Genomic DNA, 22,009 nt, shown 5'->3' with positions numbered 1-22,009 from the left:
CGGGTGAAGCGGCTTTCCCATGGTCGTGCGGCCGTCCGATGATCGCCACACGACGGCCGCCCGGCACCGCCGCTCCCGTGCGCGAACGGCTCAGCCCCGGTACCCCCGCAGCTTCCGGTACAACGTGGCACGGGCGATGCCCAGCGACGCCGCCGCGCGGGCCTTGTTGCCGCCGTTGCGGCGCAGGGCCTCCAGTATGGCGGAGCGTTCCGCGCGCTCCATGGGGCTCAGGCGCCGGGCGGCCGGGCCCTCGCGGACGGGATCCGGCAGTTCGGCGCGCACGACGGGCCCGGACACGCGCCGCTGTTCGGCCAAGGCGCGGACCAGATGCACGAGTTCGGTGACGTTGCCGGGCCACGGATGCTGCTCCAGGGCCCGCAGGGCGTCCAGTGTCCAGGTGAGCGGCGGCTGACCCGGTACCGGCTTCGGGGCCAGGGCCGTCAGTAACTCCCGGATGTCCTCCGGCCGTTCACGGAGGGCCGGGAGGGTGACGGACCGGGCGGCGAGCCTGTCCAGAAGGCGCTGGAGGCAGGGGCTGGGCGGTGCTCCGGGGGTGTAGGTGGCCAGCAGCGGTGTCCCCGGATGCGAGGCGAGGAGTGAGTTGAGGGTCGCGGTGTCGGGCTGCGCGAGGCGCTCGACATGGCGGATCAGGAGCGTGTGGCCCTCCCTCAACGCCAGGAGTACCGAGCCCAGTTCACCCTCCGCCGCGTCGACGACCAGCAGCTCGGGCGCCAGTTCGCGGGCGAGCGCGGTCTTGCCGGTACCACGTTCGCCGACGAGCAGCAACGGCTCGGGCGACCGGGCCAGCTCCGCCGCCCGGCCGGCCGCGTACCGCCACGGCACCGAGCGCCCGGCCAGGGCCACGACACCCCGTCCGAGAGGCACGGCGCCACCGGATCCCAGCGGCTCCAGCACGGCCACCGCGCCGATGACCGACCCCCGACGCGCCACCGGGGAGACCTTGGCCGAACACCGCACACCGTCCGGCAGCCGGACGCGGTACGAGTCCGGGGCGGCGGCGGTCGTGGTCATCGCCCCGGAGGCCGAAGCGGGTACGGGCACGAGTGCGGACGCCGAAGCGGGTACGGGCACGTCGGTGTCCATGCCGGCTTCGGCCCCTGCCGCGGACACCGCTTCCGGCGCGGCCGCACCCGCGTGGTCAGCCGCCGCATGCCGGCTCCCGCCGCCCCCGTCCCGTAACAGCGCGACGACGCTCCGCTCCAGCGCGTCCAACCCCTCCGGTGACAGCAGCCGCCCCGCGGCCTCGCTGACCAGACGGTTGCGGCCGTCCAGGGCGACGACCGCCCGCCCCCGCTGCCGCGAGGCCCGCAGATACGCGTCCAGCAGGACCCGCTCGGCGGGCTGCGACCGCGCCAGCAGCTCCGCCTCGACGGCATCGGCGGCGGCCTCGGCGAGGGACGCCCACGGATGCGGGGCGCGGTCGGCGCACAGTCCGGTGGTGACCGTCACCGTGCCCACGGCCCGCCCGGTCTCCGGCGCGAGCACGGGCACGCTGACCGCCGACACGTCCTGCCACAGGTCGAGGAAGTGCTCCGGACCGTGCACCTCGGCGCGGCGCCGGGTGCGCAGCGCGAGCGCCGCGCTGTTGTTGCCGACCACCTGTTCGGAGAGGTCCTCGCAGAAGGGGGCGCCGGGAGCGCATCCGGTAGCCCACAGCACCCGCGGCCGTTCGTCGGTCAGCAGGAGCGCCGCCCGACCGGTGCCCACGGCGGGAGCGAGGCGTTCGAGCACCGGCCGCGCCGCGGTCAACAGGTCGCACCCGTCCGGTCGTACGGCATCGCGCGGCGGGGCGGCGGGCCTCGGGGCCGCGCCGCTCGTGCCGGTCACCTCGGCCGCCCCGGTCGCGGAGCGCGGCACGTCGTGCCGTAGGCCGAAGAACCGGGCACGCCTCCAGGCGGCGAGGATCTCCTCCGGTACTCCGTCCGGGAGTTGGCGCCCCGCGAGGAACAACTCACGGGCCCTGCCCAGCGATTCCAGGGCAGGGTGGACGGGGAGTTGCTCCACTGTGGTCACGACACCACTCACCGTACCCGGCGAGATCGAAAGCGTGCCGTCCATCCCGGATTTCCCCGCCAGGTGAGCCCGCACCGCCCGCTTGCCCCGCCACGGCCGCCCACCCGCCCGCCGGATTTCGCCCCCCGGCACTCCACGCCCGCCCGCTCTCCCAGCCGGAATCCGCCCTCCCGCGCTCCACGCCCTCCCGCTCTCGAACGGCCCCGGCCTGCGGCCCCGGCCTGCGGCCCCGGCCTGCGGCCCCGGCCTGCGGCCCCGGCCTGCGGCCCCGGCCTGCGGCCCCGGCCGCCGCACCCCGTACGACGTCCGTCGGCCAAGCAGCGCGCACTGTCTCAAGTTGAGACACCCACGCTTCCGCGCCGCCCTCCATGATCTTGAGCGGCCGTGCCTGTCCTCATTCCTTGGAGCGTCTCTCGTGCACACCGTAGAGCCGGATGTCGTGACCGACGTACTGATCGTGGGCAGTGGCCCCGCGGGCGCCGCCGCCGCGCTCGCCCTGAGTACGTACGGCGTCCCCAACATCGTGGTGACCCGCTTCTCGCGTCTCGCGGAGACGCCCCGGGCGCACATCACCAACCAGCGCACCATGGAGGTGCTGCGCGACCTCGGCGTCGAGGACGAGGTCGTCGCGAGAGCCACGCCGCAGGATCTGATGGGCGACACGACGTTCTGCACCAGCCTTGCCGGGGAGGAGCTGGGCCGAGTCCGATCGTGGGGCAACGACCCGCTCGTCCAGGCCGCCCACGAGCTGGCCAGCCCCACCCGTATGTGCGACATGCCGCAGCACCTCATGGAGCCCGTGCTCGTCGACGCGGCGGTGGCGCGGGGCACGAACCTGCGCTTCAGCACCGTATACAAGTCCTTCGTCCAGGACGACGAGGGCGTCACGGTCACCGTCGAGGACCGGCTGCGCGGCGACGAGTACACCATCCGCGCCAAGTACCTCATCGGCGCCGACGGAGGCCGCTCCCAGGTGGCGGAGCACGCCGGTCTGCCCATGGGCGGTCAGATGGGTGTGGCCGGCAGCATCAACATCGTCTTCGACGCCGACCTCTCGAAGTACACCGCGCACCGCCCGTCCACCCTCTACTGGGTGCTGGCCCCCGGCGCCACCGTCGGTGGTATCGGCGCGGGCCTGGTCCGGTGCGTCCGGCCCTGGGACGAGTGGCTGATCGTCTGGGGCTACGACGTGACCGCGGGCGCCCCCGACCTGACCACCGAGTACGCCGAGTCGATCGTCCGCAGGCTGGTCGGCGACGACGAGATCCCGGTGACCATCAGGTCGTCCTCGGCCTGGACCGTCAACGAGATGTACGCGGAGACCTACTCGAGCGGGCGGGTCTTCTGCGCCGGCGACGCCACGCACCGCCATCCGCCGTCCAACGGCCTCGGCTCCAACACCTCCATCCAGGACTCCTACAACCTGGCCTGGAAGCTCAAGCTCGTCCTCGACGGCACCGCGTCGCCCGCGCTCCTCGACACCTACACCGCCGAACGCGCCCCGATCGGCAGGCAGATCGTCACCCGTGCCAACAAGTCCATCGGCGAGACCGCTCCCGTCTTCGAGGCGCTCGACGGGCTCGCCCCGCAGACCCCCGAGCAGCTGTGGGCCAACATCACCGCCCGCAAGGACGACACCGAGGCCGCCGAGAAGCAGCGGGCGAAGCTCCGCGAGGCGATCGGGTTCAAGGTGTACGAGTTCAACGCGCACGGCGTCGAACTCAACCAGCGGTATTCCGCCGAGAGCTCCGCCGCCGTCGTCCCCGACGGCACCCCCGACCCCGGCTTCGACCGCGACCCCGAGCTGTTCCACCAGCCCACCTCCCGCCCCGGGGCCAAACTCCCGCACGCCTGGATCACCTCCGGCACCCGCACCCTGTCCACGCTCGACACCGTCGGCAAGGGCCGCTTCACCCTGCTCACCGGCATCGGCGGCGCCGACTGGATCCGGGCCGCCGGCGCCCAGGACCTGCTGGAGATCGCCACCGCCGTCATCGGCCCCGGCCAGGAGTACGAGGACCCGTACGGCGACTGGGCACGGCTCAGCGAGGTCGCCGACGGCGGAGCCCTCCTCGTACGGCCGGACGGGTACGTCGCTTTCCGGCACGCGCGGGCGGCCGTGTCCCCGGAGGAGGCCGAGCGGTTGCTGACGGGGGCGGTGCGGCGCATCCTCGGGCGTGCCTGAGACGGAGGTCCCCGGGGCGGGCGTCGCGTGCGTCCCCTGCGGGGAACAGCTGTCGGCTCCGCCCCGGCGGAGCCGCGTGAACGTTCGTAGGAGTGGGGCATGACCACCGAATACACCACCCGGATCACCGAGGCCGTCGTCGACAGCTTCGACGGCACGGCCGACCCGCGCCTGCGCGAGCTGCTCGCCGCCCTCACCCGCCATCTGCACGCCTTCGTCCGCGAGGCGGAGCCGACGATGACCGAGTGGGAACAGGCCATCGCCTTCCTGACGGCGACCGGGCGGGCGTGTACGGACACCCGGCAGGAGTTCGTCCTCCTGTCGGACGTCCTCGGCATCTCGATGCTGGTCGAGACGATCAACAGCGAGGGCCGGGGCGGACGGGACGAGCGCGACGAACGCGACGAGGGGGAGGGGAAGGAGGAGCGGGGCGAGAGCGAGGGGCCCGACGGCGTGACCGAGTCGACGGTCCTCGGCCCGTTCCACATGACCGAGTCCCCGGTCCGGGAACTCGGCGCGGACATCGACCTGGTCGGCGGCGGCGAACCGTGCGTGATCAGCGGGCGCGTGCTGTCGAGGGACGGCACCGCGCTGCCCGGCGCGGTCCTCGACGTCTGGCAGGCGGACGCCGAGGGCTACTACGACGTCCAGCAGCCCGACGTCCAGCCGCCGGGCAACGGCCGCGGACTGTTCACGGCGGACGCCGACGGCCGCTTCTGGTTCCGCACCTGCGTACCGAGCCCGTACCCCATCCCCACGGACGGTCCGGTCGGCGACCTCCTGCGGGCGACCTCCCGCCACCCCTACCGCCCGGCCCACATCCACTTCATCGTCTCGGCGAAGGGACACACCCCGGTCACCACGCACATCTTCGTGGCCGGCAGCGACCACCTCGACTCCGACGCGGTGTTCGCGGTGAAGGAAAGCCTCGTCCAGGACTTCACGGAGACCGACGACCCGTCCCTGGCCCAGCGGTTCGGCATCCCCAACCCGTTCCGGCACGCCCGCTTCGACCTCGTACTCGGCCCAGGGGACTCCTCCGTCACGGACGGCTCGGAGCGTTCGTGATGGAGTTCGAGTACGAGGCCCGGCCCATGCGGATCGTCATGCGTCCGGGCGCGGCGGTGACCGCGGTGGCGGGGGAGGCCGAACGGCTGGGCCTGCGGCGGCTGTTGGTGGTGTGCGGCCCCCGGGGTGCCGCGACGGCCCGCGCGGTCGCCGGCTCACTCGGCGACGCGTGTGCCGGACTGTTCGCGCAGGCTCGCCAACACGTGCCGGTGGAGGTGGCCGACCAGGCGGTCGGGGCGGCGCGGGACGCGGGCGCGGACGGTTGCGTGGCCGTCGGCGGCGGCTCGGCGATCGGACTGGGCAAGGCGATCGCGCTCCGCACCGAACTGCCGCTGATCGCCGTGCCGTCGACGTACTCCGGCTCCGAGATGACCCCGGTCTGGGGCCTGACCGAACACGGCGCCAAGCGCACCGGCCGCGCCCCGTCGGTCCTGCCGCGCAGCGTCGTCTACGACGCCGAACTCACCCTCTCCCTCCCCGTCCCCCTCTCCGTGACCAGCGGCATCAACGCGGTCGCCCACGCCGCCGAGGCCCTGTACGCGCCGGACGTCTCGCCCCTGGTGTCGCTGACGGCGCAGGAGGGCGCCCGGGCCATGACGGGCGCGCTCCGCGAGGTGGTGGCCGACCCCGCGAACCTGGCGGCGCGCGGACGCGCCCTCTACGGCGCCTGGCTGTGCGGCACCGCACTCGGCGCGACCACCATGGGCCTGCACCACAAGCTGTGCCACGTCCTCGGCGGCACCTTCGGCCTCCCGCACGCCGAGACCCACACGGTCGTCCTGCCGTACGTCGTCGCCTACAACGCCCCGGCCGCGCCCGACGCCCTGACGGCACTGGGCCGCGCCCTGGACACCACCGACGCCGCCGAGGCTCTGTGGAACCTGACGAGCGACCTCGGCGCGCCCCGCTCCCTGGCCGAACTCGGCCTGAAACACTCCGACTTGGAACGTGCGGCCACCGAGGTGACGGGACAGGCCTACCCCAACCCCCGGCAGGTGACCACGGCGGACGCCCTGGCGATCCTCGAAGCGGCGCACGAGGGCGTCCGGCCACGGGTGTGGTCCTGACCGACACGGACCACTCGACACCAGCCGCATCCGCGAACCGCACGACACGAACCGCACGACACGAACCGCACGGCGAGCACCGAGAACCCGAAAGGGAGCCGCGACTCCGCGGACGAGCCCGACAACACCCGTGACCCACACCTGCGTTCCGCCGACATCCTCGGCGTCGAACGCTGTGCCGGCCCGTCCAGGCCGATAGCGGGTTTGCGGCGCAGGGAAAGAACATCCGGGCATGCGGGCATTTCGGAAGCAATGGATTCCGTTTGCCGGATGGTTATGCCATGTGTCGCCACTGCTCGCTGACAGAGGTGGCGGCTGCCCTAATTCGGCCATGGTGGCAAGGAAAGAGTGGACAGGATCTGGAATGCTCCCCCGCTGGGCCCGGTTCGATCGACGTCAACTGTCGTGTGGACGTGGGAACAGCACTGACAGAGCATGAACAGGGAATGTATCCGGGCGGGGCGCACTTTCCGCGCCCATCGGCTCTCAGGGAGGCAGCAAGGCATGGACGCGCCTCAGAACAGCCACAACGGCACGCAACTGGTCGACATCTCGACTTTGTCGCCCGGCCAGCTGCGGCTGGTGGCGGGCATGGACACGGTGTTGGGTCATGCCGTGCGACGCCATCTCCAGGAGCGAGACAAGTCGTCGAAGACGACAGACGTCGTCTTCGAAAGCGCGCTGTGACGACGGCGGGGTGCGAGTCGGAGGGAACGCCAACAGTACCCTTTCGGCAATTTCTGCTCAAAATACATAGCTTATGCAATTTGTCGTGCGACTACTGCTATGTGTATTTTGCGGCGGACCAGAGTTGGCGCAGACGTCCGGCGGTGATGACCCTCGACACCATGCGTCAGGCCGCCGACCGCATAGCCGAACACGTCCGTGAGCACGGCATCCCCATGGTGCGGATCATTCTGCACGGGGGAGAACCCCTGCTCGTCGGCAAGAGACACCTGGGAGAACTGCTCACCGCCATGGGTGAACGCCTGTCCACGGTGGTCGAGGTGCGCTGCTCGATGCAGTCGAACGGCACCCTCCTCGACGAGGAGACCCTCACACTGCTGCGCCGCCACGCGGTCGGCGTGGCAGTCAGCCTGGACGGTTCCTCCGCCGCACACGACCGGCACCGACGGTTCGTGAACGGCCGCCCGAGCCATGCGCGTGTCGCCGCCGCGCTGCGCCTGCTGAACAGCCCCCGTCACAGGGAGCTGTTCGTCGGTCTGCTGTGCACCGTGGACCTGGCCAATGATCCCGTGGAAACGTACGAGGCTCTGTTGGAATTCGAGGCTCCCCGGGTGGACTTCCTTTTGCCGCACGGCACTTGGGTGAGTCCGCCGGCCGGCCTGAGCCACCGCGACCTACCGCCGGCGCGGCCACCGGTCGTCGTTCCACCGGACGAGCCGACGCCCTACGCCGATTGGCTCATTGCCGCGTTCGACCGCTGGTTCGACGCGCCTCACAAGGAGACCCGGGTCCGGATGTTCGAGGAGGTCATGTCCGGTCTGCTCGGCGGTGCCGTGAACGCCGAGACCTTCGGGCTCGCACCCGTGGATCTCGTGGTGGTGGAGGCTGACGGGACGATGGAGCAGTCCGACTCGCTGAAGGTCGTCGGCGAAGGGGCGCCCGAGACCGGTCTGGACGTCTTCCGGCACTCCTTCTCGGACGCGTTGGCGAACGAGACGGTACGACGCAGACAGTCGGGGCTGCGCGGTCTCGGCCAGGTCTGCCGCGACTGCGCTTTGGCCCGTGTCTGTGGCGGGGGGCTCTACGCCCACCGTCATCATCCCGTGACGGGCTTCGACACTCCGTCCGTCTACTGCTACGACCTGTCGGCCTTCATCACCCACGTCCGTTCCAGGATCCGCGCGGGGATGGCACCTCTCGTCGAGGCGGTGGAGGCGCCCGTGGAACGCCCGCCTGTCGTCCGCGAGCCGGAGCGTGACTCGGGGCGCACGGGGTGACGCCACGCAGCGCATTGTGAACAGGCTGTCTCAACGGGCGTTGGACGCGAGGATCGGGGGAAGCATGCTTTCGGGCCCTCCGGAGAGGGGCCCGTCGGGCCGGGCGGCGGTATTGTCGTCTGTCTCGGCACGACTCAACCAAGGCTAAGGCTGAGGGGTACCGGTTGGGGGGTGAGGAGGTGTGGGAAGCAGCCGAACCGCGCGCACTTCCGCCGGTGTCGGTCACCTCCCGAGGCGCGAGAACCCATCCACCCCACGACAGGGACCCCGCGAACGCGCGTCGGGGGCTCCTTGGAACCGTACTTCTTCCTGAGTTATGCGCGCAGGCGCGGCCCCCGGGTCCTCGTCAAGCGGTTCTACGACGACCTGTGCGCGGAATTACGCCAAGAACTACGGCGATTACACAAGAGCGATGCGGTCCCTTTCGACCGTCCGTTTCTCGACGTTCAGTCGATTCAAGTGGGGCAGGACTGGAACGCGGCCCTGGGCGAAGCCCTGGGGCACTGTCGGACCATGCTGGCCCTGTACACCCCCGACTACTTCCGCAGCGACTTCTGCGGTCGCGAGTGGAAGGCGTTCGAGGACCGGCAGCGCAGCCACAGAGCAGTGACGGGTGTGGACGCGAAGGCACTCATCCCCGTTCTGTGGGAACCGGTTCAGAACATCCCCCCGGGCGCGGCCCACATTCAGTACGACAACCTCGATCTGGGCGAGAACTACGCGCAGTCGGGTCTGCGGCGCATTCTGGCCTCGGACCCGGGCGGCGACGAGTACCGCCGCATCGTCAATCACATCGCGCACCAGATCCTCGTCGCCGCAGAGCACTTCCGCATACGGCCCGTCAACGACCTGGACATCAGCGGACCGGGATCCGCCGGCCCCTTCCCGTCCGCCACCGAACGGGCGGAACCGGGCAGCAGGGCCCTGCTGTTCGTCGCCGCCCGGACCTCGGTGAACGCCCACAGGAAGGCGACCGACCCGGGCTGTCACGGGCAGAGCCCGACCGACTGGAACCCGTACCACGCCGAATCCCCTCAGCCACTGGTCGAAAGGGCGAGCAGTCTGCTGGAGGAGCGTGGCTTCACGGTACGAACCGAGATCGTCTCGGACGTGCTGGGCGCCGCCCTGGACGAGGCCCGTGGGCAGGGGCAGGTCGCGGTCCTCCTGGTGGAGGCCTCGGCCGCGGCGGACGAGCCGTTCGAACGGGCCCTGCGTGCCTACGACCGCAGCAATCATCCGGGCTCCGCGGCCATAGTGCCGTGTGATCCGGACGAGGCGGGTGACGGCCCCCGGGGCAAGGCCTACTGGGAGGCGGTCCGGGGCGCCCTTCCGTTCAACTGGGCCAGGGGAGCCGGGGATCCCCTGCCGCTCCTGCAATCGGGCATCGGTTCGGATCGGTTCGAGGCCGTTCTCCACGCCGTCATCGCGAAGGCGCAGAACCAGCTCGTCTCTTTTCTGGAGATCCTGAAGATCAACTCTTTGGAGACGCCTCGGACCACGTCACCCTCACTCCCCGTTCTGACCACCGTGGCCACCCCGCGCAGCCGTACCGGGCTCGCACCCCCGATCGCTGCCCGCCTCTCCTCCCACCAGACACCGTTTGAGAAGGAGCAGGAAGATGACCCATGACGACCGCGGCCGGGGCACCATCATCACCTTCTACTCCTTCAAGGGTGGTACAGGTCGCACCATGGCGCTGGTCAACACCGCCTGGATCCTCGCCAGCAACGGTCTGCGGGTCCTGGTGGTCGACTGGGACCTGGAGGCTCCCGGACTGCACACCTACCTCCAGCCGCTGCTGGCCGACCCCGAACTCACCGAGAGTGCCGGCGTCATCGAGATGGTCAAGAACTTCGCCCGGCACGCGGTGGTGCCGCGCGTGGGATCCGGCGTGGACGCCGCAGGAGTGTCCGGCCCGTCCCGGCCCGGCGGAGGCGGCCTCCGGGACGAGCCCGATCCCCGGGAGCTGGCTCGGGTCGACCGGTATGCCGTCGGCACGGAACTACGGCTGCCGCCGGGCGGCAAACTGGACCTGCTGCCGGCCGGCGTACAGGACCCCGACACGTACGCGGTCACCGTCAGCACCTTCGACTGGGGCACCTTCTACCGCATGGGCGGAGCCGACTTCCTCACCGCGCTCCGCGACGACATGGCCGCGCGATACGACTACGTACTGATCGACAGCCGGACCGGTCTCAGTGACACCGCGAGCATCTGCACGGTCGTCATGCCGGACATCGTCGTGGACTGCTTCACGCTCAGCCGGCAAGGCGTCAACGGCGCAGCCCACGTCGCCCGATCGATCCGTCGGATCGCCGACACCCAGCGACGCGACATCCGCATCGTTCCCGTCCCCATGCGCGTCGAGGACGCGGGCCGCGACCGTCTTGAGGCCGGCCGCTACCAGGCCCGAAACCTGTTCGCCCCCTTCCTGGACTGGGTACCGACCGAGGAGCAGGACCAGTACTGGAGCAGTGTCGAGATCCCGTACAAGCCCAGTTACGCGTACGAGGAGATACCCGCGACCGTCGGCGAGCGACGGCAGGACGGCACCCTGCTCGCTGCGTTCGAACGGCTGACCGCCCGGCTCACGGACAACAGGGTGACCCAGCTGAGCAATATGCCCGAGCGCTACCGGCAGACGCTGCGCGCGGAGTACGAACGGTCCTCCCCGATCATCCGCAAGGACTTCTACGTCAGCTACGCCGCCCCCGACCGGCTCTGGGCGGACTGGACCGTCACCGTGCTGCGGGCGGCCGGGTACGAGGCGACGCTCGCCCCGATCGAGGTCGAGGACCTCGCGGCCGCCCCGCAAGAGACGCCGACGTGGCTGGAACGCACCCTCGCGGGTGAGGGGCGCATGGTGCTGCTGCTCTCCCCGCAGTACACAGCCCTGCCCCAGGCCCGGGAGATCCGGCAGCGCACCAGCCGCAGGGATCCGTCCGGCCAGATAGGCATGGTCGTGCCCCTCCGTGTCGATGACTCACCACCCCCGGCCGAGTTCGCCCCCCTTTCGGCGGTCAGCCTTGCGGGTGTCTCCGCCGAGGAGGCCGTGGCCCGCCTGCTGACCACCGTCGACCGTGTCGGCACGGTCGAGCCGGGGTCGCGTCCGGCGGCCACCGGCCTGGCCGCAGCCGCTCGACTCCCCGGTACTCCACCGCAGGCCATCGGGGGGCGACCGCAGCGCAACGCCGTCTTCACCGGCCGTCGAACACTGATCGAACGACTGCGCGACAGCTTGCTCTCCGGCACCACCGCCGTGCTGCCCCAGGCGCTGTACGGCCTCGGCGGCGTGGGCAAGACACAGGTCGCGCTCGAGTACGCCTACCGCTTCGAATCGGACTACGATCTCGTCTGGTGGATCAACGCGGCCGAGCCGACGCAGATCCGCCAGGACCTGAACAGGCTGGCCGGGCATCTCGGTGTGCCCCTCGGTGGCAAGGACTTGACGGCCATATGCAACGAGGTTCTGGACAAGCTGCGTCGCGGCACCCCCCACGCGCGCTGGCTACTCGTGTACGACAACGCCGAGAAGCCGGCCGATCTCGGCGGTCTGATTCCGGACAGTGGGCCCGGTCATCACATCCTCATCACCTCGCGAAACCCTGCCTGGGCCGAGCGTGCCGAACGCATCGAGGTCGATCTCTTCACTCGTGAGGAGAGCGTTGCGCTGTTGCGCCGCTACAACCCGGACCTGGAGCCCGCGGACGCGGCCCGGGTCGCTGAGGAACTCGGGGATTTCCCACTGGCCGTGAGCCTCGCCGCCGCTTCGTTGCAGGAGTCGGCGATGCCCGTGGACACCTATGTGGAGATGCTCCGTACTCAGATGACCGACATCCTGCGCAACCAGTCCGCCCCCGACTACCCGACGTCGGCAGCGGCAAGCTGGTCACTCGATCGGCTGAAATCCCGTACGCCGGCCGCCGCCGCACTGCTCCAACTGTGCGCGTTCTTCGGGCCCGACCCGATCCCGCGAGACATGCTCAGCAGTCGGCCCTCCCTCGAACTGCTCGAACAGCACGACCCGAGTCTGTCCGACCCACTGCTGATGAGCCGGCTCTACGGAGAGATCGTCCGCAACGGACTGGCCCAGGTCGATCAGCGGACGGACACGCTGACATTGCACCGTCTGATCCAGCGTGTGCTCCGGGACCAGCTCACGCCCGAGGAACAGACCGGCATGCGGCAACGGGCGCATGCCGTTCTCGGTCAGGCCAATCCCAAGGTCCCCGACGAGTCCGACAGCTGGCGGCGCTATGCCGCACTCCTTCCGCACCTGTGGCCCACCCGGGCGGAGGAGAGCGACCACCTCCCGGTGCGGAACTGGATCTGCGACACGGTCCGGTACCTGTGGCGCAGCGGCGACGCCGACACCGCCAACAGGACGGCCGAACGGGTGCTCCAGAGCTGGCAGCCCCACTTCGGTGAGGACGACGCGCTCGTCCTGAGGCTGCGCACCGAACTCGGCAACGCACTGCGTGACCAGGGTCGCCTCCCCGAGGCGTACGAAGTGACGCGTGACGTCTACGAGCGGGGCAGCCGGATCCTGGGCGAGGACCACCCCTACACCCTGGGCGCGGCCATGAGTCTCGGCTCCGACCTGCGTAGTGTCGGCCGGTACGCCGAGGCCATGGAGAGCGACCGGGAGACCCTGCGACGTACTCGGCGGGTCTTCGGTGAGAACCATTCACGCACGCTCTCCGCCGCCAACAACCTCGCCGTGTCCGAGTTTCTGTCCGGTGACCGGAAGGCCGCGCGCGACACCAACAGGGAGATCCTCAAACAGCGCCGGGAGATCTCCGGGCCGGATGAGCGGGCCACACTCAACTCCGCCAACAACTTCGCCCGCGACCTGCGGGCCGCCGGGTTCTTCCGGGAAGCGCTGAAGCTCGCCGAGGACACACTCAAGCGCAGTCGACGGGCCCTGGGGGCCGACCACATCGTCACGTTCCGCGCTTCTCTCGGGGTAGCGGTTCTGTACCGTCGGCGCGGCGACTACGAAGCGGCGTACAAGCTAACGAGTGAGACCTACGAACAGGCGTTGAAGGAGCTGGAGCCCAATCACCCCGACACCCTCGCCATCGCGACGAACCTGTGCGCGGACCTCTACGACCGGGGTGAGGCCGTCCGGGGCCGGGAACTCGCCGAGGAGACCCTGGAGCGTTACAAGCGCCGGTTCGGCCCGGACCATGTCTTCACCCTCGCGAGCGGCACCAACCTGGCTGTGCTGCGTCGGCTGACCGGTGAGCCGGAAGCCGCGCTCGAACTGTCGAGGAGCACCCTCGAGCGTTTTCGCCGACTCCTCGTGCCGCGCCACCCCTACACCCTCACGTGCATGCTGAATCACGCAACGGACCTGTCCGAGAACGGTGACCACGCACAGGCCGTCGCGTTGGGACGAGAGGCGTACGAGGGGTTCACAGAGGTGCTCGGTCCCGATCACTACCTCACCATCGCCGCGACCTCGAACCTCGCGACCGAACTGCGTCGGGACGATCCCGACGAGGCCGAACGGCTGCACCAGGAAGCCGAACGGAGCGCTCGCAAGAGCGGCGAACTCGGCGGTGACCATCCCATGACCCGGGCAGTCACTCGCTGGCAGCCCATCGACGCGGACATCGAGCCGCCCGTCACCTGACACGACTCTTGCGAACGCAGTGCCACCGGAGTCCCGCAGACCAGAGGGTCTGCGGGACTCCGACGGTTGGGCAACTCAATGTCGAGGCGGTGCGTCGGACCGCCTCGCCCCCGCCTAACGGGCGCCGGGGCTCTCGCCCGCCCTTCGCGCTGCGCGCGACTCCTGGCGCATCTGTGGCCTCGGCGGGCGGCGCGCGGCTGACGACGTCCGGGTGCTCCTGCCGCGCACCGAGCTCCGCGACATGCCACGGGGAGTCGGCCCGGCCGGACGGCGCGCCGTACGCCGACTGGCTGCGACGGGTCTTCGACCGTTGGTACGACGCCCCCCGTACGGGAGACGGGTGTCCGCCTCTTCGAGGAGCTGATGGCGGGCGTCCTCGGGGGTTCGATGCGTACCGAGTCGGTGGGGCCGGCCCCGGCGAGCCTGGCCGTGATCGAGAGGGACGGCTCCATCGAGCAGTCCGACTCCCTCAAGGTCGCCTACGACCCCTGATCCGCCAAACGCCAGTCCGGCGCCGCCAGGTTCGGGCCCACGTGCGGACGCTGCCCGCTGCTCGGGGCGTCGCGGGGCTTGTCCGAGCTGGACGTCAGGGGTACGTAGGGTAGGGTTTACCTGCGTGTTCACAGGCGGCATCGTGGACGGCACGGCGGGACGTGGCGCAGCTTGGTAGCGCACTTGACTGGGGGTCAAGGGGTCGCAGGTTCAAATCCTGTCGTCCCGACTGGAGACAGTCGCAGTTCAGGGCCGGTTTCGGAGGCATCCGAAACCGGCCTTTGATCATTCTGGGGTGTCGGCGGGGGATCACGGTGGGGGATCACACCGGCGCCCCGAGGCGGGCGGGGCCGCGCGAGTCCGGCCCGCAGTCACGACCGGGTTGGCGAGGAACTCGGTTCGGGGGTGCGGGAGTTGACATACGCGCGCTCGCAGTGAGGCCAGTCGTCGAAGTTCCCCGCGCGCTTGTACAGGCGATGGGCGGCCTGGATGTTCCACTCCGGTTGCAGGGCCTCGCGCGGGGTCCCGCCGAGTTCGCGCAGCCGGGTGTCGGAGATCTGGAAGACGCCCCAGTTCCGGCTGCCGTTGGTGTTCGGCAGGATGTGGAGCGGGTCGAGGAAGGACTGGCAGTCGGCGATCGCGACGGCGTGGCCGGGCTCCTCGGTGAACACCTGGCGGATGTGTTGCCTCACCTTCCGCGGTGACCAGCTCCGGATGCGTTCCTTCGGGTCGTAGAGCGCTTTCTTGGTCTGCGCGCCGACCATCCCGTCCGCGTCGAGACCGTGGAGCACCTGGAACGCGGTGACCCGGCGGAGGGTCTGCGGACCGAAGGAGCTGTCCACGTCGATGTCCGCGCCGGCCTCGGCGAGCAGCCGCTGCACCTCCTTGACGCAGGCATCGTGCTGCCCCATGCCGACCGGTTCCGCGCACGCGGGGGAGAACAGCAGCCGTCCGTCGCCCGGGACCTCGGCGGCGGCCTCCTGACGGGACGCCAGGGTCAGCCAGGTCCCGCCGGCCGTCAGCAGCAGGAAGCACACGCCGAGGATCGGGAGCGCACGCCGGAGCCGGTGGCGGCGCGCCACGGATGCTGACGGCGCGGCCTCCGCCGCGGCCACCGACGGGGGCGCCGCCTCGTCGGGCCCCGGCCCGGCCCGTTCCTCGGTCTTCGAAGCGCTCGCGTCCACCTCGGCGCTCCCGGTCCTCTCGTCGCCCGCCCGGCTCATGTCGGCCACGGCCCACAGCCGGTGCAGCTCTCGCAGCTCGCTCGGGGAGGCTCCGCAGGCCGAGGCGAACCGGTGTACGGGGCCGTAGTCCGGCGGGACGTACGAACCGGAGCAGTAGCGATGGAGAGTGGACCTGCTGCTGCCCGTCCGCGGGGCGAGCGCCTCGTAACTGAGGCCCGACCGCTCCTTCAACGACCGCAGGAAGGCCGCGAATCTCTCGGGATCGGCGCCGGCTCGCACAAGTAACCCCTAGCAATCGGTCGTTCGGAGACGGGGACCCTAGACCAATTCCACCCCGTGCGCATCTCGTGTTCACCGTGTGCGCGTTCCGTGCGCACCGCATCGATGTCCCACGGGCGTCCCACAACCCCGGCAAATCCGCAGGCAGTTGAGGGGTTGGCGTCTCACTCTCCCATGACCTGCGGTCTTCCTTGCCGGGACGGGTCCTCGTTGCCAGTGTCTGCGGTGCTCACCGGGCACCGGCCCGATGGCTCGAAGAGAGGACTCCCATGAGCCTGCGCACGACACGATTCAAGCTGGCCGCCTGCACGGTCGGTGCCGTGGCCGCGGCCACCCTCGCGCTGGCCACCACGCCGGCCGTCGCGAGCGGGACGTACAGCGGGCTCGCCTACGTCTACGGTGGCGACTCCTACGTCGACGACTGGGGCAACGAGGGCGTCCTGTCGACCGGCACCCACACCAACTCCAACGCCACCTGCCTCTGGCAGAAGATCCTCTGGGCGGACGGCTTCCTGGACTCAGCCTCGGACATCGACGGCAAGTTCGGCTCGGGGACCAAGGCCGCGACCGAGGACCTCCAGAGGTACTTCGCCCTCGGCGTCGACGGTTCGGTCGGCCAGGAGACCTTCGGGCACATGGACAAGTGGCTGTACTTCGTGTCCGGCAGCACCGCCGACGGCCAGACCGCGAACCTCCGCTACGACGGGATCGTGCGCGACTTCAACCTCAGCCGCAACGCGGACGGCAACTACACCTTCCCCGACGGCGACGGCAACAGCCGGCTCGCCGGCTACAACTACCTGACCTGCACCTGATCCATGTCCCACGGCCCCCGACCGCGGCTCCACGGCCTCGGTCGGGGGCTCACCCGCCGCCGTCGAGGTCGTCGCGGCGCCGCAGCACGGTCAGTTCGTGACCGTCGAGGCGCATCTCGTAGAGCTTGCCGCGGGCGTTCTCGAAGGGGCGGTGGAGGATCATCATCAGCCCGCCGTCGAAGGTGCGGAACAGCATGCCGTGGCCGCTGTCCTCCCGCACCAGGGGCCGCCGTTGGTCCCACGGGCCCGCGAGGCCGCCGGAGCGCGAGACCGCGTAGGTCTGCACATAGCCGCCGCTGACGGTGCCGTCGTCGCCGGCCAGGTTCTTCTCGTACGTGGACCACAGCATCAACAGGGAGCCGTCGGGCGTCCGGTACGGCTGGGGGCCGTCGGTGATGTAGGGCGCGAGCTGGTGGGGGACCCCGGCGGGGATCTGCTCGGTGAGCCAGGACGCGTCGGAGGCCTTGAACAGCAGGACCGGGTCGCCGATCGTGCGGGTCAGGTCCGGGGCCAGCCGGATCGCCTCCATGGTGCCGTCGACGGTCTGCAGCCACTCGTGCGCGTACACCATCCAGGGCTGACCGGACGGGTCGACGTACAGGGTGCCGTCCAGGGTCATCAGGTTCGCGGGCGGGGTGGGCCGGCCGGGGTCGACGACGGTGAACGGGCCCAGCAGCGAGTCGGACACGGCCGTGACCGTGCCGCGCATGTGGTGGGGCAGCTGGAAGGGCGTGCCCCACCGGCCGGCGGCCGGCACCGGGAGCGGCCTGCCCTCGTCGTGCAGCGTGGTGAACAGGTAGTACCTGCCGTCCCATGCGTGGACCTCCGGCGCCCACCCACCCTCCGTCGCCCAGATCCCCGGCTGCTCGTCGGTCCGGAAGACCACGACGGGACGTGTCCAGTCCCGCAGGTCGGTGCTGCGGTAGACCATAGTGCCGGTGCCGTCCACGCCCGAGGCGGCCGGGTCGTTGGACGTGTACAGGTGGTAGGTGCGGGTGGCCTCGTCGGCGACCACGAACGGATCGTGCAGCGGCATGTCGGGAAGGCGCATGCCCGGCAGCCGCTCGTCGTGAAGCCGCTCGTCGTGAGGCCGCTCGTCGGGGGGCCGTATCGGTTCGGTGTCGGTCACGGTCGCAGGATAGTCAGCGACGGACGTCGACCTCGCCGGTCACTCCCGGCCGACGTTGACCGTGAGCAGCCGCAGCAACTGCTTGGTCAGGGTGTGCTGTTCGGGGGTGAGTCCCATGGCCTCGCCGATGTTCACGGGGACGGTCCGGGCCCGCTCCTGGAGCCGGGCGCCGGCCTCGGTGAGGCGGATGGCGACGGAGCGCTCGTCGTCCCTACGGCGCTCGCGGCGCAGCAGACCACCGGCCTCCAGGCGCTTCAGGAGCGGGGAGAGGGTGCTGGACTCCAACTGGAGCGCGGCACCCAGGTCGCGTACGGAGATCGAGTCCTGTTCCCAGAGCACGAGCATGACCAGGTACTGGGGATAGGTCAGCCCCAGCTCGTCGAGCAGTGGCCGGTAGCGGGCCGTGACCGCGCGGGAGGCGGCGTACAGCGCGAAACAGAGCTGGTCGTCCAGGAGCATGCCGTGCCCCGGAGCCGGAGCCGGAGCCGGAGCCGGAGCCGGAGCCGGTGTCCGAGCCGGTGCCGGGGCCGGTGCCGAGTCCAGGCCTGGGTCCTGGGCAGGTCCGGTCGTGTCCGCGATGTCGCCGACTGTGCTCACGGTGTCGCTCCTCCGCCCCTGCGCTCTGTATGACGATCACCCACCCTACCTTCAAGTCTCCCCGACTGTATCGTGCACGACTTAGTTGTGTACGACCTAGTCGTGCGATACGTTTGTGGTGTGCCGCCGGCACCCGGCGAACCGCGCCGGCCGAGCCTGCCCGTGGCACCCCACGCGAGGAGACCGCCATGTCCGACACCGCCCCCGGCCCCCGCCCGGTCCTGGAGCCCGCCGCCGCCGATTTCGCGGAGGCGACCGCGAACCCGCCGTACCTGTTCGACCTCGGCCCGGTGGAGGGCCGTAAGACGGTCGACGAGGTGCAGTCCGGAGAGATCGACAAGCCGGCTGTCGACGAGGAGTGGGTCACTGTGTCCGGCGGCCCCACCGGGCGGGTGCGCGCACGCCTTATCCGGCCGGCCGGTGCCACCGGCACCCTTGCGGTGATCCTCTACATCCACGGCGCCGGCTGGGTGTTCGGCAACGCCCACACGCACGACCGGCTGGTGCGCGAGCTGGCCGTCGGCGCGAACGCCGCGGTCGTGTTCCCCGAGTACGACCTCTCGCCCGAGGCCCGCTACCCGGTGGCCGTCGAGCAGAACTACGCGGTGGCCCGCTGGATCGTCACCGAGGGCGCCGGCCACCGGCTGGACGCCGGGCGCATCGCCGTGGCCGGTGACTCCGTGGGCGGCAACATGACCGCCGCCCTGACCCTGATGGCCAAAGAGCGGGGCGATGTCCCCCTCGTCCAGCAGGTCCTCTTCTACCCGGTGACCGACGCCTCCTTCGACACCGGCTCCTACCACCAGTTCGCCGAGGGCTACTTCCTGCGCCGCGACGCGATGCAGTGGTTTTGGGACCAGTACACGACCGACGAGCGGCAGCGGGCGGAGATCACGGCGTCCCCGTTGCGCGCCACAAAGGAGCAGCTGACCGGTCTGCCGCCGGCGCTGGTCATCACCGGCGAGGCCGACGTGCTGCGCGACGAGGGCGAGGCGTACGCCAACAAGCTGCGCGAGGCCGGTGTCCCCGTCACCGCCGTCCGCTACCAGGGCATCATCCACGACTTCGTCATGCTCAACGCCCTGCGCGGCACCCACGCCGCCGAGGCCGCCATCGCCCAGGCGATCGCCACCCTGCGCACGGCCCTCGGCACGGGCTGATCGCGGGACCCGGGGGAGAACGGCCGACCCCGGCCGGGACTGATCCCGGCCGGGGTCGGCTCATGCGTGGGTCTGGGCGAGGGCGTGGGCTCAGGCGAAGTTCGCCAGCGCCTCGTTCCACGTGGCCGACGGGCGCATGACCGCGGCGGCCTTGGCCGGGTCGGGCTGGTAGTAGCCGCCGATGTCGGCCGGCTTGCCCTGGACGGCGATCAGCTCGTCGACGATCTTCCGCTCGTTCGCCGTGAGGGTCTCGGCGAGCGGGGCGAAGGCCTTGGCCAGGTCGGCGTCGTCGGTCTGCGCGGCCAGCTCCTGGGCCCAGTACAGGGACAGGTAGAAGTGGCTGCCGCGGTTGTCGATGCCGCCGACGCGGCGCGAGGGGGACTTGTCCTCGTTGAGGAAGGTCGCCGTGGCGCGGTCGAGGGTGTCGGCGAGGACCTTGGCGCGGGTGTTGCCGGTGACCTCGGCGTACTGCTCCAGGGACGGGACCAGGGCGAAGAACTCGCCCAGGGAGTCCCAGCGCAGGTAGTTCTCCTTGACCAGCTGCTGGACGTGCTTCGGGGCGGAGCCGCCGGCGCCCGTCTCGAAGAGGCCGCCGCCCGCCATCAGCGGGACGACCGACAGCATCTTGGCGCTGGTGCCCAGCTCCAGGATCGGGAACAGGTCGGTGAGGTAGTCACGCAGCACGTTGCCGGTCACCGAGATCGTGTCCTCGCCGCGGCGGATGCGCTCCACCGACAGCTTGGTGGCCTCGACCGGGGCGAGGATCCGGATGTCCAGGCCCTCGGTGTCGTGCTCCGGCAGGTACTGCTCGACCTTGGCGATCAGGTTGGCGTCGTGCGCGCGGGTGGCGTCCAGCCAGAACACCGCCGGGTCGCCGGTGGCGCGGGCACGGGTGACGGCCAGCTTCACCCAGTCGCGGATCGGGTCGTCCTTGGTCTGGCAGGCACGGAAGATGTCACCGGCGGAGACCGCCTGCTCGATCACCACGTCGCCGGCCCGGTCGACGAGGCGGACCGTGCCGGTGACCGGGATCTCGAAGGTCTTGTCGTGGGAGCCGTACTCCTCGGCCTTCTGCGCCATGAGGCCGACGTTCGGGACCGAGCCCATGGTCGACGGGTCGTAGGCGCCGTTGGCGCGGCAGTCGTCGACGACGACCTGGTAGACGCCGGAGTACGAGGAGTCCGGGAGCACCGCGAGGGTGTCGGCCTCCTGGCCGTCGGGGCCCCACATGTGGCCGGAGGTGCGGATCATGGCCGGCATGGAGGCGTCGACGATGACGTCGGACGGCACGTGCAGGTTGGTGATGCCCTTGTCGGAGTCGACCATCGCCAGCGCCGGGCCCTCGGCCAGCTCGGCGTCGAAGGAGGCCCTGATCTCGGCGCCCTCCGGCAGGGCCTCCAGGCCCTTGTGGATGCCGCCCAGACCGTCGTTGGGGGAGAGGCCGGCCGCGGCCAGCGTCTCGCCGTACTTCGCGAAGGTCTTCGGGAAGAACGCGCGCACCACGTGACCGAAGACGATCGGGTCGGAGACCTTCATCATCGTGGCCTTGAGGTGCACGGAGAACAGCACGCCCTCGGCCTTGGCACGCGCGACCTGCGCGGTCAGGAACTCGCGGAGCGCCGCCACGCGCATCACCGAGGCGTCGACGACCTCGCCGGCCAGGACGGGTACGGACTCGCGCAGCACGGTGGTGGAGCCGTCGTCGCCGACCAGCTCGATCCGCAGCGAACCGGCCTCCGAGATCACCGCGGACTTCTCGGTGGAGCGGAAGTCGTTCTCGCCCATGGTCGCGACGTTCGTCTTGGAGTCGGCGGACCAGGCGCCCATGCGGTGCGGGTGGTTCTTGGCGTAGTTCTTGACCGAGGCGGGGGCGCGGCGGTCGGAGTTGCCCTCACGCAGGACCGGGTTCACGGCGGAACCCTTGATCTTGTCGTAACGGGCGCGGATCTCACGCTCCTCGTCGGACTTCGGGTCGTCCGGGTAGTCCGGCAGCGCGTAGCCCTGGCTCTGCAGCTCCGCGACGGCGGCCTTGAGCTGGGGGATCGACGCCGAGACGTTCGGCAGCTTGATGATGTTCGCCGCGGGCGTCTTCGCCAGTTCGCCCAGCTCGGAGAGGGCGTCGGGGATGCGCTGCCCCTCCTCCAGGTACTCCGGGAAGACGGCGATGATGCGCCCGGCCAGCGAGATGTCACGGGTCTCGACGGAGACGCCGGCCTGCGAGGCGTACGCCTTGATCACGGGCAGGAACGAGTGGGTCGCCAGGGCGGGCGCCTCGTCAGTGTGCGTGTAGATGATGGTCGAGTCAGTCACCGGGTGCTCCGCTCCACGTCTGCAACATTGCTCGACATCAAGATATCTCGTGCGGGGGAGGGACTCGACAGGGGTCGGCGTGTGCGG

At 70.5% G+C, this 22,009-nt stretch carries 15 protein-coding genes and 1 tRNA gene; 11 read left to right on the top strand and 5 right to left on the bottom strand.

The window, feature by feature from the left end:
• Positions 1-90 precede the first annotated feature (90 nt).
• On the bottom strand, positions 91-2,034 hold the full coding sequence (locus STRBO_RS0127785; protein ID WP_028796882.1) for a helix-turn-helix domain-containing protein: 1,944 nt from the start codon (positions 2,032-2,034) through the stop codon (positions 91-93).
• Positions 2,035-2,449: 415 nt separating this feature from the next.
• Here STRBO_RS0127785 and STRBO_RS0127780 point away from each other — a divergent pair, with 415 nt between their 5' ends.
• From STRBO_RS0127780 to STRBO_RS0127740, 9 genes are all read left to right on the top strand, one after another.
• Positions 2,450-4,219, top strand: a complete 1,770-nt coding sequence (locus STRBO_RS0127780) for an FAD-dependent oxidoreductase (protein ID WP_005484507.1) — start codon at positions 2,450-2,452, stop codon at positions 4,217-4,219.
• 99 nt (positions 4,220-4,318) lie between these two features.
• A complete protein-coding gene (locus STRBO_RS0127775; RefSeq protein WP_005484505.1) occupies positions 4,319-5,287 on the top strand; it encodes a dioxygenase family protein in 969 nt (322 codons plus the stop codon).
• Positions 5,287-6,354 (top strand): maleylacetate reductase, encoded by a 1,068-nt coding sequence (locus tag STRBO_RS0127770; protein WP_005484503.1) that lies wholly within the window; start codon positions 5,287-5,289, stop codon positions 6,352-6,354. The genes STRBO_RS0127775 and STRBO_RS0127770 overlap by 1 nt, the downstream gene beginning before the upstream one ends.
• 504 nt (positions 6,355-6,858) lie before the next feature.
• Entirely contained in the window at positions 6,859-7,041 is a 183-nt protein-coding gene (gene fxsA, locus STRBO_RS0127765) for an FxSxx-COOH cyclophane-containing RiPP peptide (RefSeq protein WP_005484502.1), read from the top strand.
• Positions 7,038-8,318, top strand: a complete 1,281-nt coding sequence (locus STRBO_RS0127760; RefSeq protein WP_167336832.1) for an FxsB family cyclophane-forming radical SAM/SPASM peptide maturase — start codon at positions 7,038-7,040, stop codon at positions 8,316-8,318. The genes fxsA and STRBO_RS0127760 overlap by 4 nt, the downstream gene beginning before the upstream one ends.
• A 291-nt stretch (positions 8,319-8,609) precedes the next feature.
• A complete protein-coding gene (locus tag STRBO_RS0127755) occupies positions 8,610-9,947 on the top strand; it encodes a TIR-like protein FxsC (RefSeq protein WP_005484498.1) in 1,338 nt (445 codons plus the stop codon).
• On the top strand, positions 9,937-13,956 hold the full coding sequence (fxsT, locus tag STRBO_RS0127750) for an FxSxx-COOH system tetratricopeptide repeat protein (protein ID WP_005484496.1): 4,020 nt from the start codon (positions 9,937-9,939) through the stop codon (positions 13,954-13,956). The genes STRBO_RS0127755 and fxsT overlap by 11 nt, the downstream gene beginning before the upstream one ends.
• Positions 13,957-14,319: 363 nt before the next feature.
• Positions 14,320-14,448 carry a hypothetical protein gene (locus STRBO_RS45545; protein WP_005484495.1) on the top strand — a complete coding sequence of 43 codons (129 nt, stop codon included), beginning with the start codon at positions 14,320-14,322 and terminating at the stop codon, positions 14,446-14,448.
• A 155-nt stretch (positions 14,449-14,603) separates the two neighbouring features.
• Positions 14,604-14,677, top strand: a tRNA-Pro gene (locus STRBO_RS0127740).
• Positions 14,678-14,819: 142 nt separating this feature from the next.
• Here the strand turns inward: STRBO_RS0127740 and STRBO_RS0127735 are convergent.
• Positions 14,820-15,911, bottom strand: coding sequence for a helix-turn-helix domain-containing protein (locus STRBO_RS0127735; RefSeq protein ID WP_005484493.1), 1,092 nt, complete (start codon positions 15,909-15,911; stop codon positions 14,820-14,822).
• A 269-nt stretch (positions 15,912-16,180) separates the two neighbouring features.
• On the opposite strand from STRBO_RS0127735, the gene STRBO_RS0127730 reads away from it, so the two are divergent.
• On the top strand, positions 16,181-16,726 hold the full coding sequence (locus STRBO_RS0127730) for a peptidoglycan-binding domain-containing protein (protein ID WP_005484492.1): 546 nt from the start codon (positions 16,181-16,183) through the stop codon (positions 16,724-16,726).
• A gap of 49 nt (positions 16,727-16,775) precedes the next feature.
• Here the strand turns inward: STRBO_RS0127730 and STRBO_RS0127725 are convergent, their stop codons facing one another.
• Both STRBO_RS0127725 and STRBO_RS0127720 read right to left on the bottom strand, forming a co-directional pair.
• The gene (locus STRBO_RS0127725) at positions 16,776-17,777 is read right to left on the bottom strand and encodes a glycoside hydrolase family 43 protein (RefSeq protein ID WP_202500454.1); all 1,002 of its coding nucleotides are present in this window, start codon (positions 17,775-17,777) and stop codon (positions 16,776-16,778) included.
• 117 nt (positions 17,778-17,894) lie between these two features.
• Positions 17,895-18,314 carry a MarR family winged helix-turn-helix transcriptional regulator gene (locus STRBO_RS0127720; protein ID WP_005484489.1) on the bottom strand — a complete coding sequence of 140 codons (420 nt, stop codon included), beginning with the start codon at positions 18,312-18,314 and terminating at the stop codon, positions 17,895-17,897.
• Positions 18,315-18,640: 326 nt separating this feature from the next.
• Here STRBO_RS0127720 and STRBO_RS0127715 point away from each other — a divergent pair, with 326 nt between their 5' ends.
• Complete coding sequence (locus STRBO_RS0127715; protein WP_020115173.1) at positions 18,641-19,612, top strand: alpha/beta hydrolase; 972 nt, start codon at positions 18,641-18,643, stop codon at positions 19,610-19,612.
• A 90-nt stretch (positions 19,613-19,702) separates the two neighbouring features.
• On the opposite strand, the gene STRBO_RS0127710 is transcribed toward STRBO_RS0127715, so the two are convergent.
• Positions 19,703-21,922 (bottom strand): NADP-dependent isocitrate dehydrogenase, encoded by a 2,220-nt coding sequence (locus tag STRBO_RS0127710; protein ID WP_005484485.1) that lies wholly within the window; start codon positions 21,920-21,922, stop codon positions 19,703-19,705.
• Positions 21,923-22,009: the final 87 nt, after the last annotated feature.

The sequence above is a fragment of the Streptomyces bottropensis ATCC 25435 genome (assembly GCF_000383595.1).
Lineage (GTDB): Bacteria > Actinomycetota > Actinomycetes > Streptomycetales > Streptomycetaceae > Streptomyces > Streptomyces bottropensis.
This window is presented reverse-complemented; position numbering and strand designations above follow the sequence as displayed.

What these genes read in the sequence shown, in the direction of transcription:
- STRBO_RS0127775 (WP_005484505.1), top strand. Translation starts at nt 4,319, where the DNA reads ATGACCACCGAATACACCACCCGGATCACCGAGGCCGTCGTCGACAGC.
- STRBO_RS0127770 (WP_005484503.1), top strand. Translation starts at nt 5,287, where the DNA reads ATGGAGTTCGAGTACGAGGCCCGGCCCATGCGGATCGTCATGCGTCCG.
- fxsA (WP_005484502.1), top strand. Translation starts at nt 6,859, where the DNA reads ATGGACGCGCCTCAGAACAGCCACAACGGCACGCAACTGGTCGACATC.
- fxsT (WP_005484496.1), top strand. Translation starts at nt 9,937, where the DNA reads ATGACCCATGACGACCGCGGCCGGGGCACCATCATCACCTTCTACTCC.
- STRBO_RS45545 (WP_005484495.1), top strand. Translation starts at nt 14,320, where the DNA reads ATGGCGGGCGTCCTCGGGGGTTCGATGCGTACCGAGTCGGTGGGGCCG.
- STRBO_RS0127730 (WP_005484492.1), top strand. Translation starts at nt 16,181, where the DNA reads ATGAGCCTGCGCACGACACGATTCAAGCTGGCCGCCTGCACGGTCGGT.
- STRBO_RS0127725 (WP_202500454.1), bottom strand. Translation starts at nt 17,777, where the DNA reads ATGCGCCTTCCCGACATGCCGCTGCACGATCCGTTCGTGGTCGCCGAC.
- STRBO_RS0127720 (WP_005484489.1), bottom strand. Translation starts at nt 18,314, where the DNA reads ATGCTCCTGGACGACCAGCTCTGTTTCGCGCTGTACGCCGCCTCCCGC.
- STRBO_RS0127715 (WP_020115173.1), top strand. Translation starts at nt 18,641, where the DNA reads ATGTCCGACACCGCCCCCGGCCCCCGCCCGGTCCTGGAGCCCGCCGCC.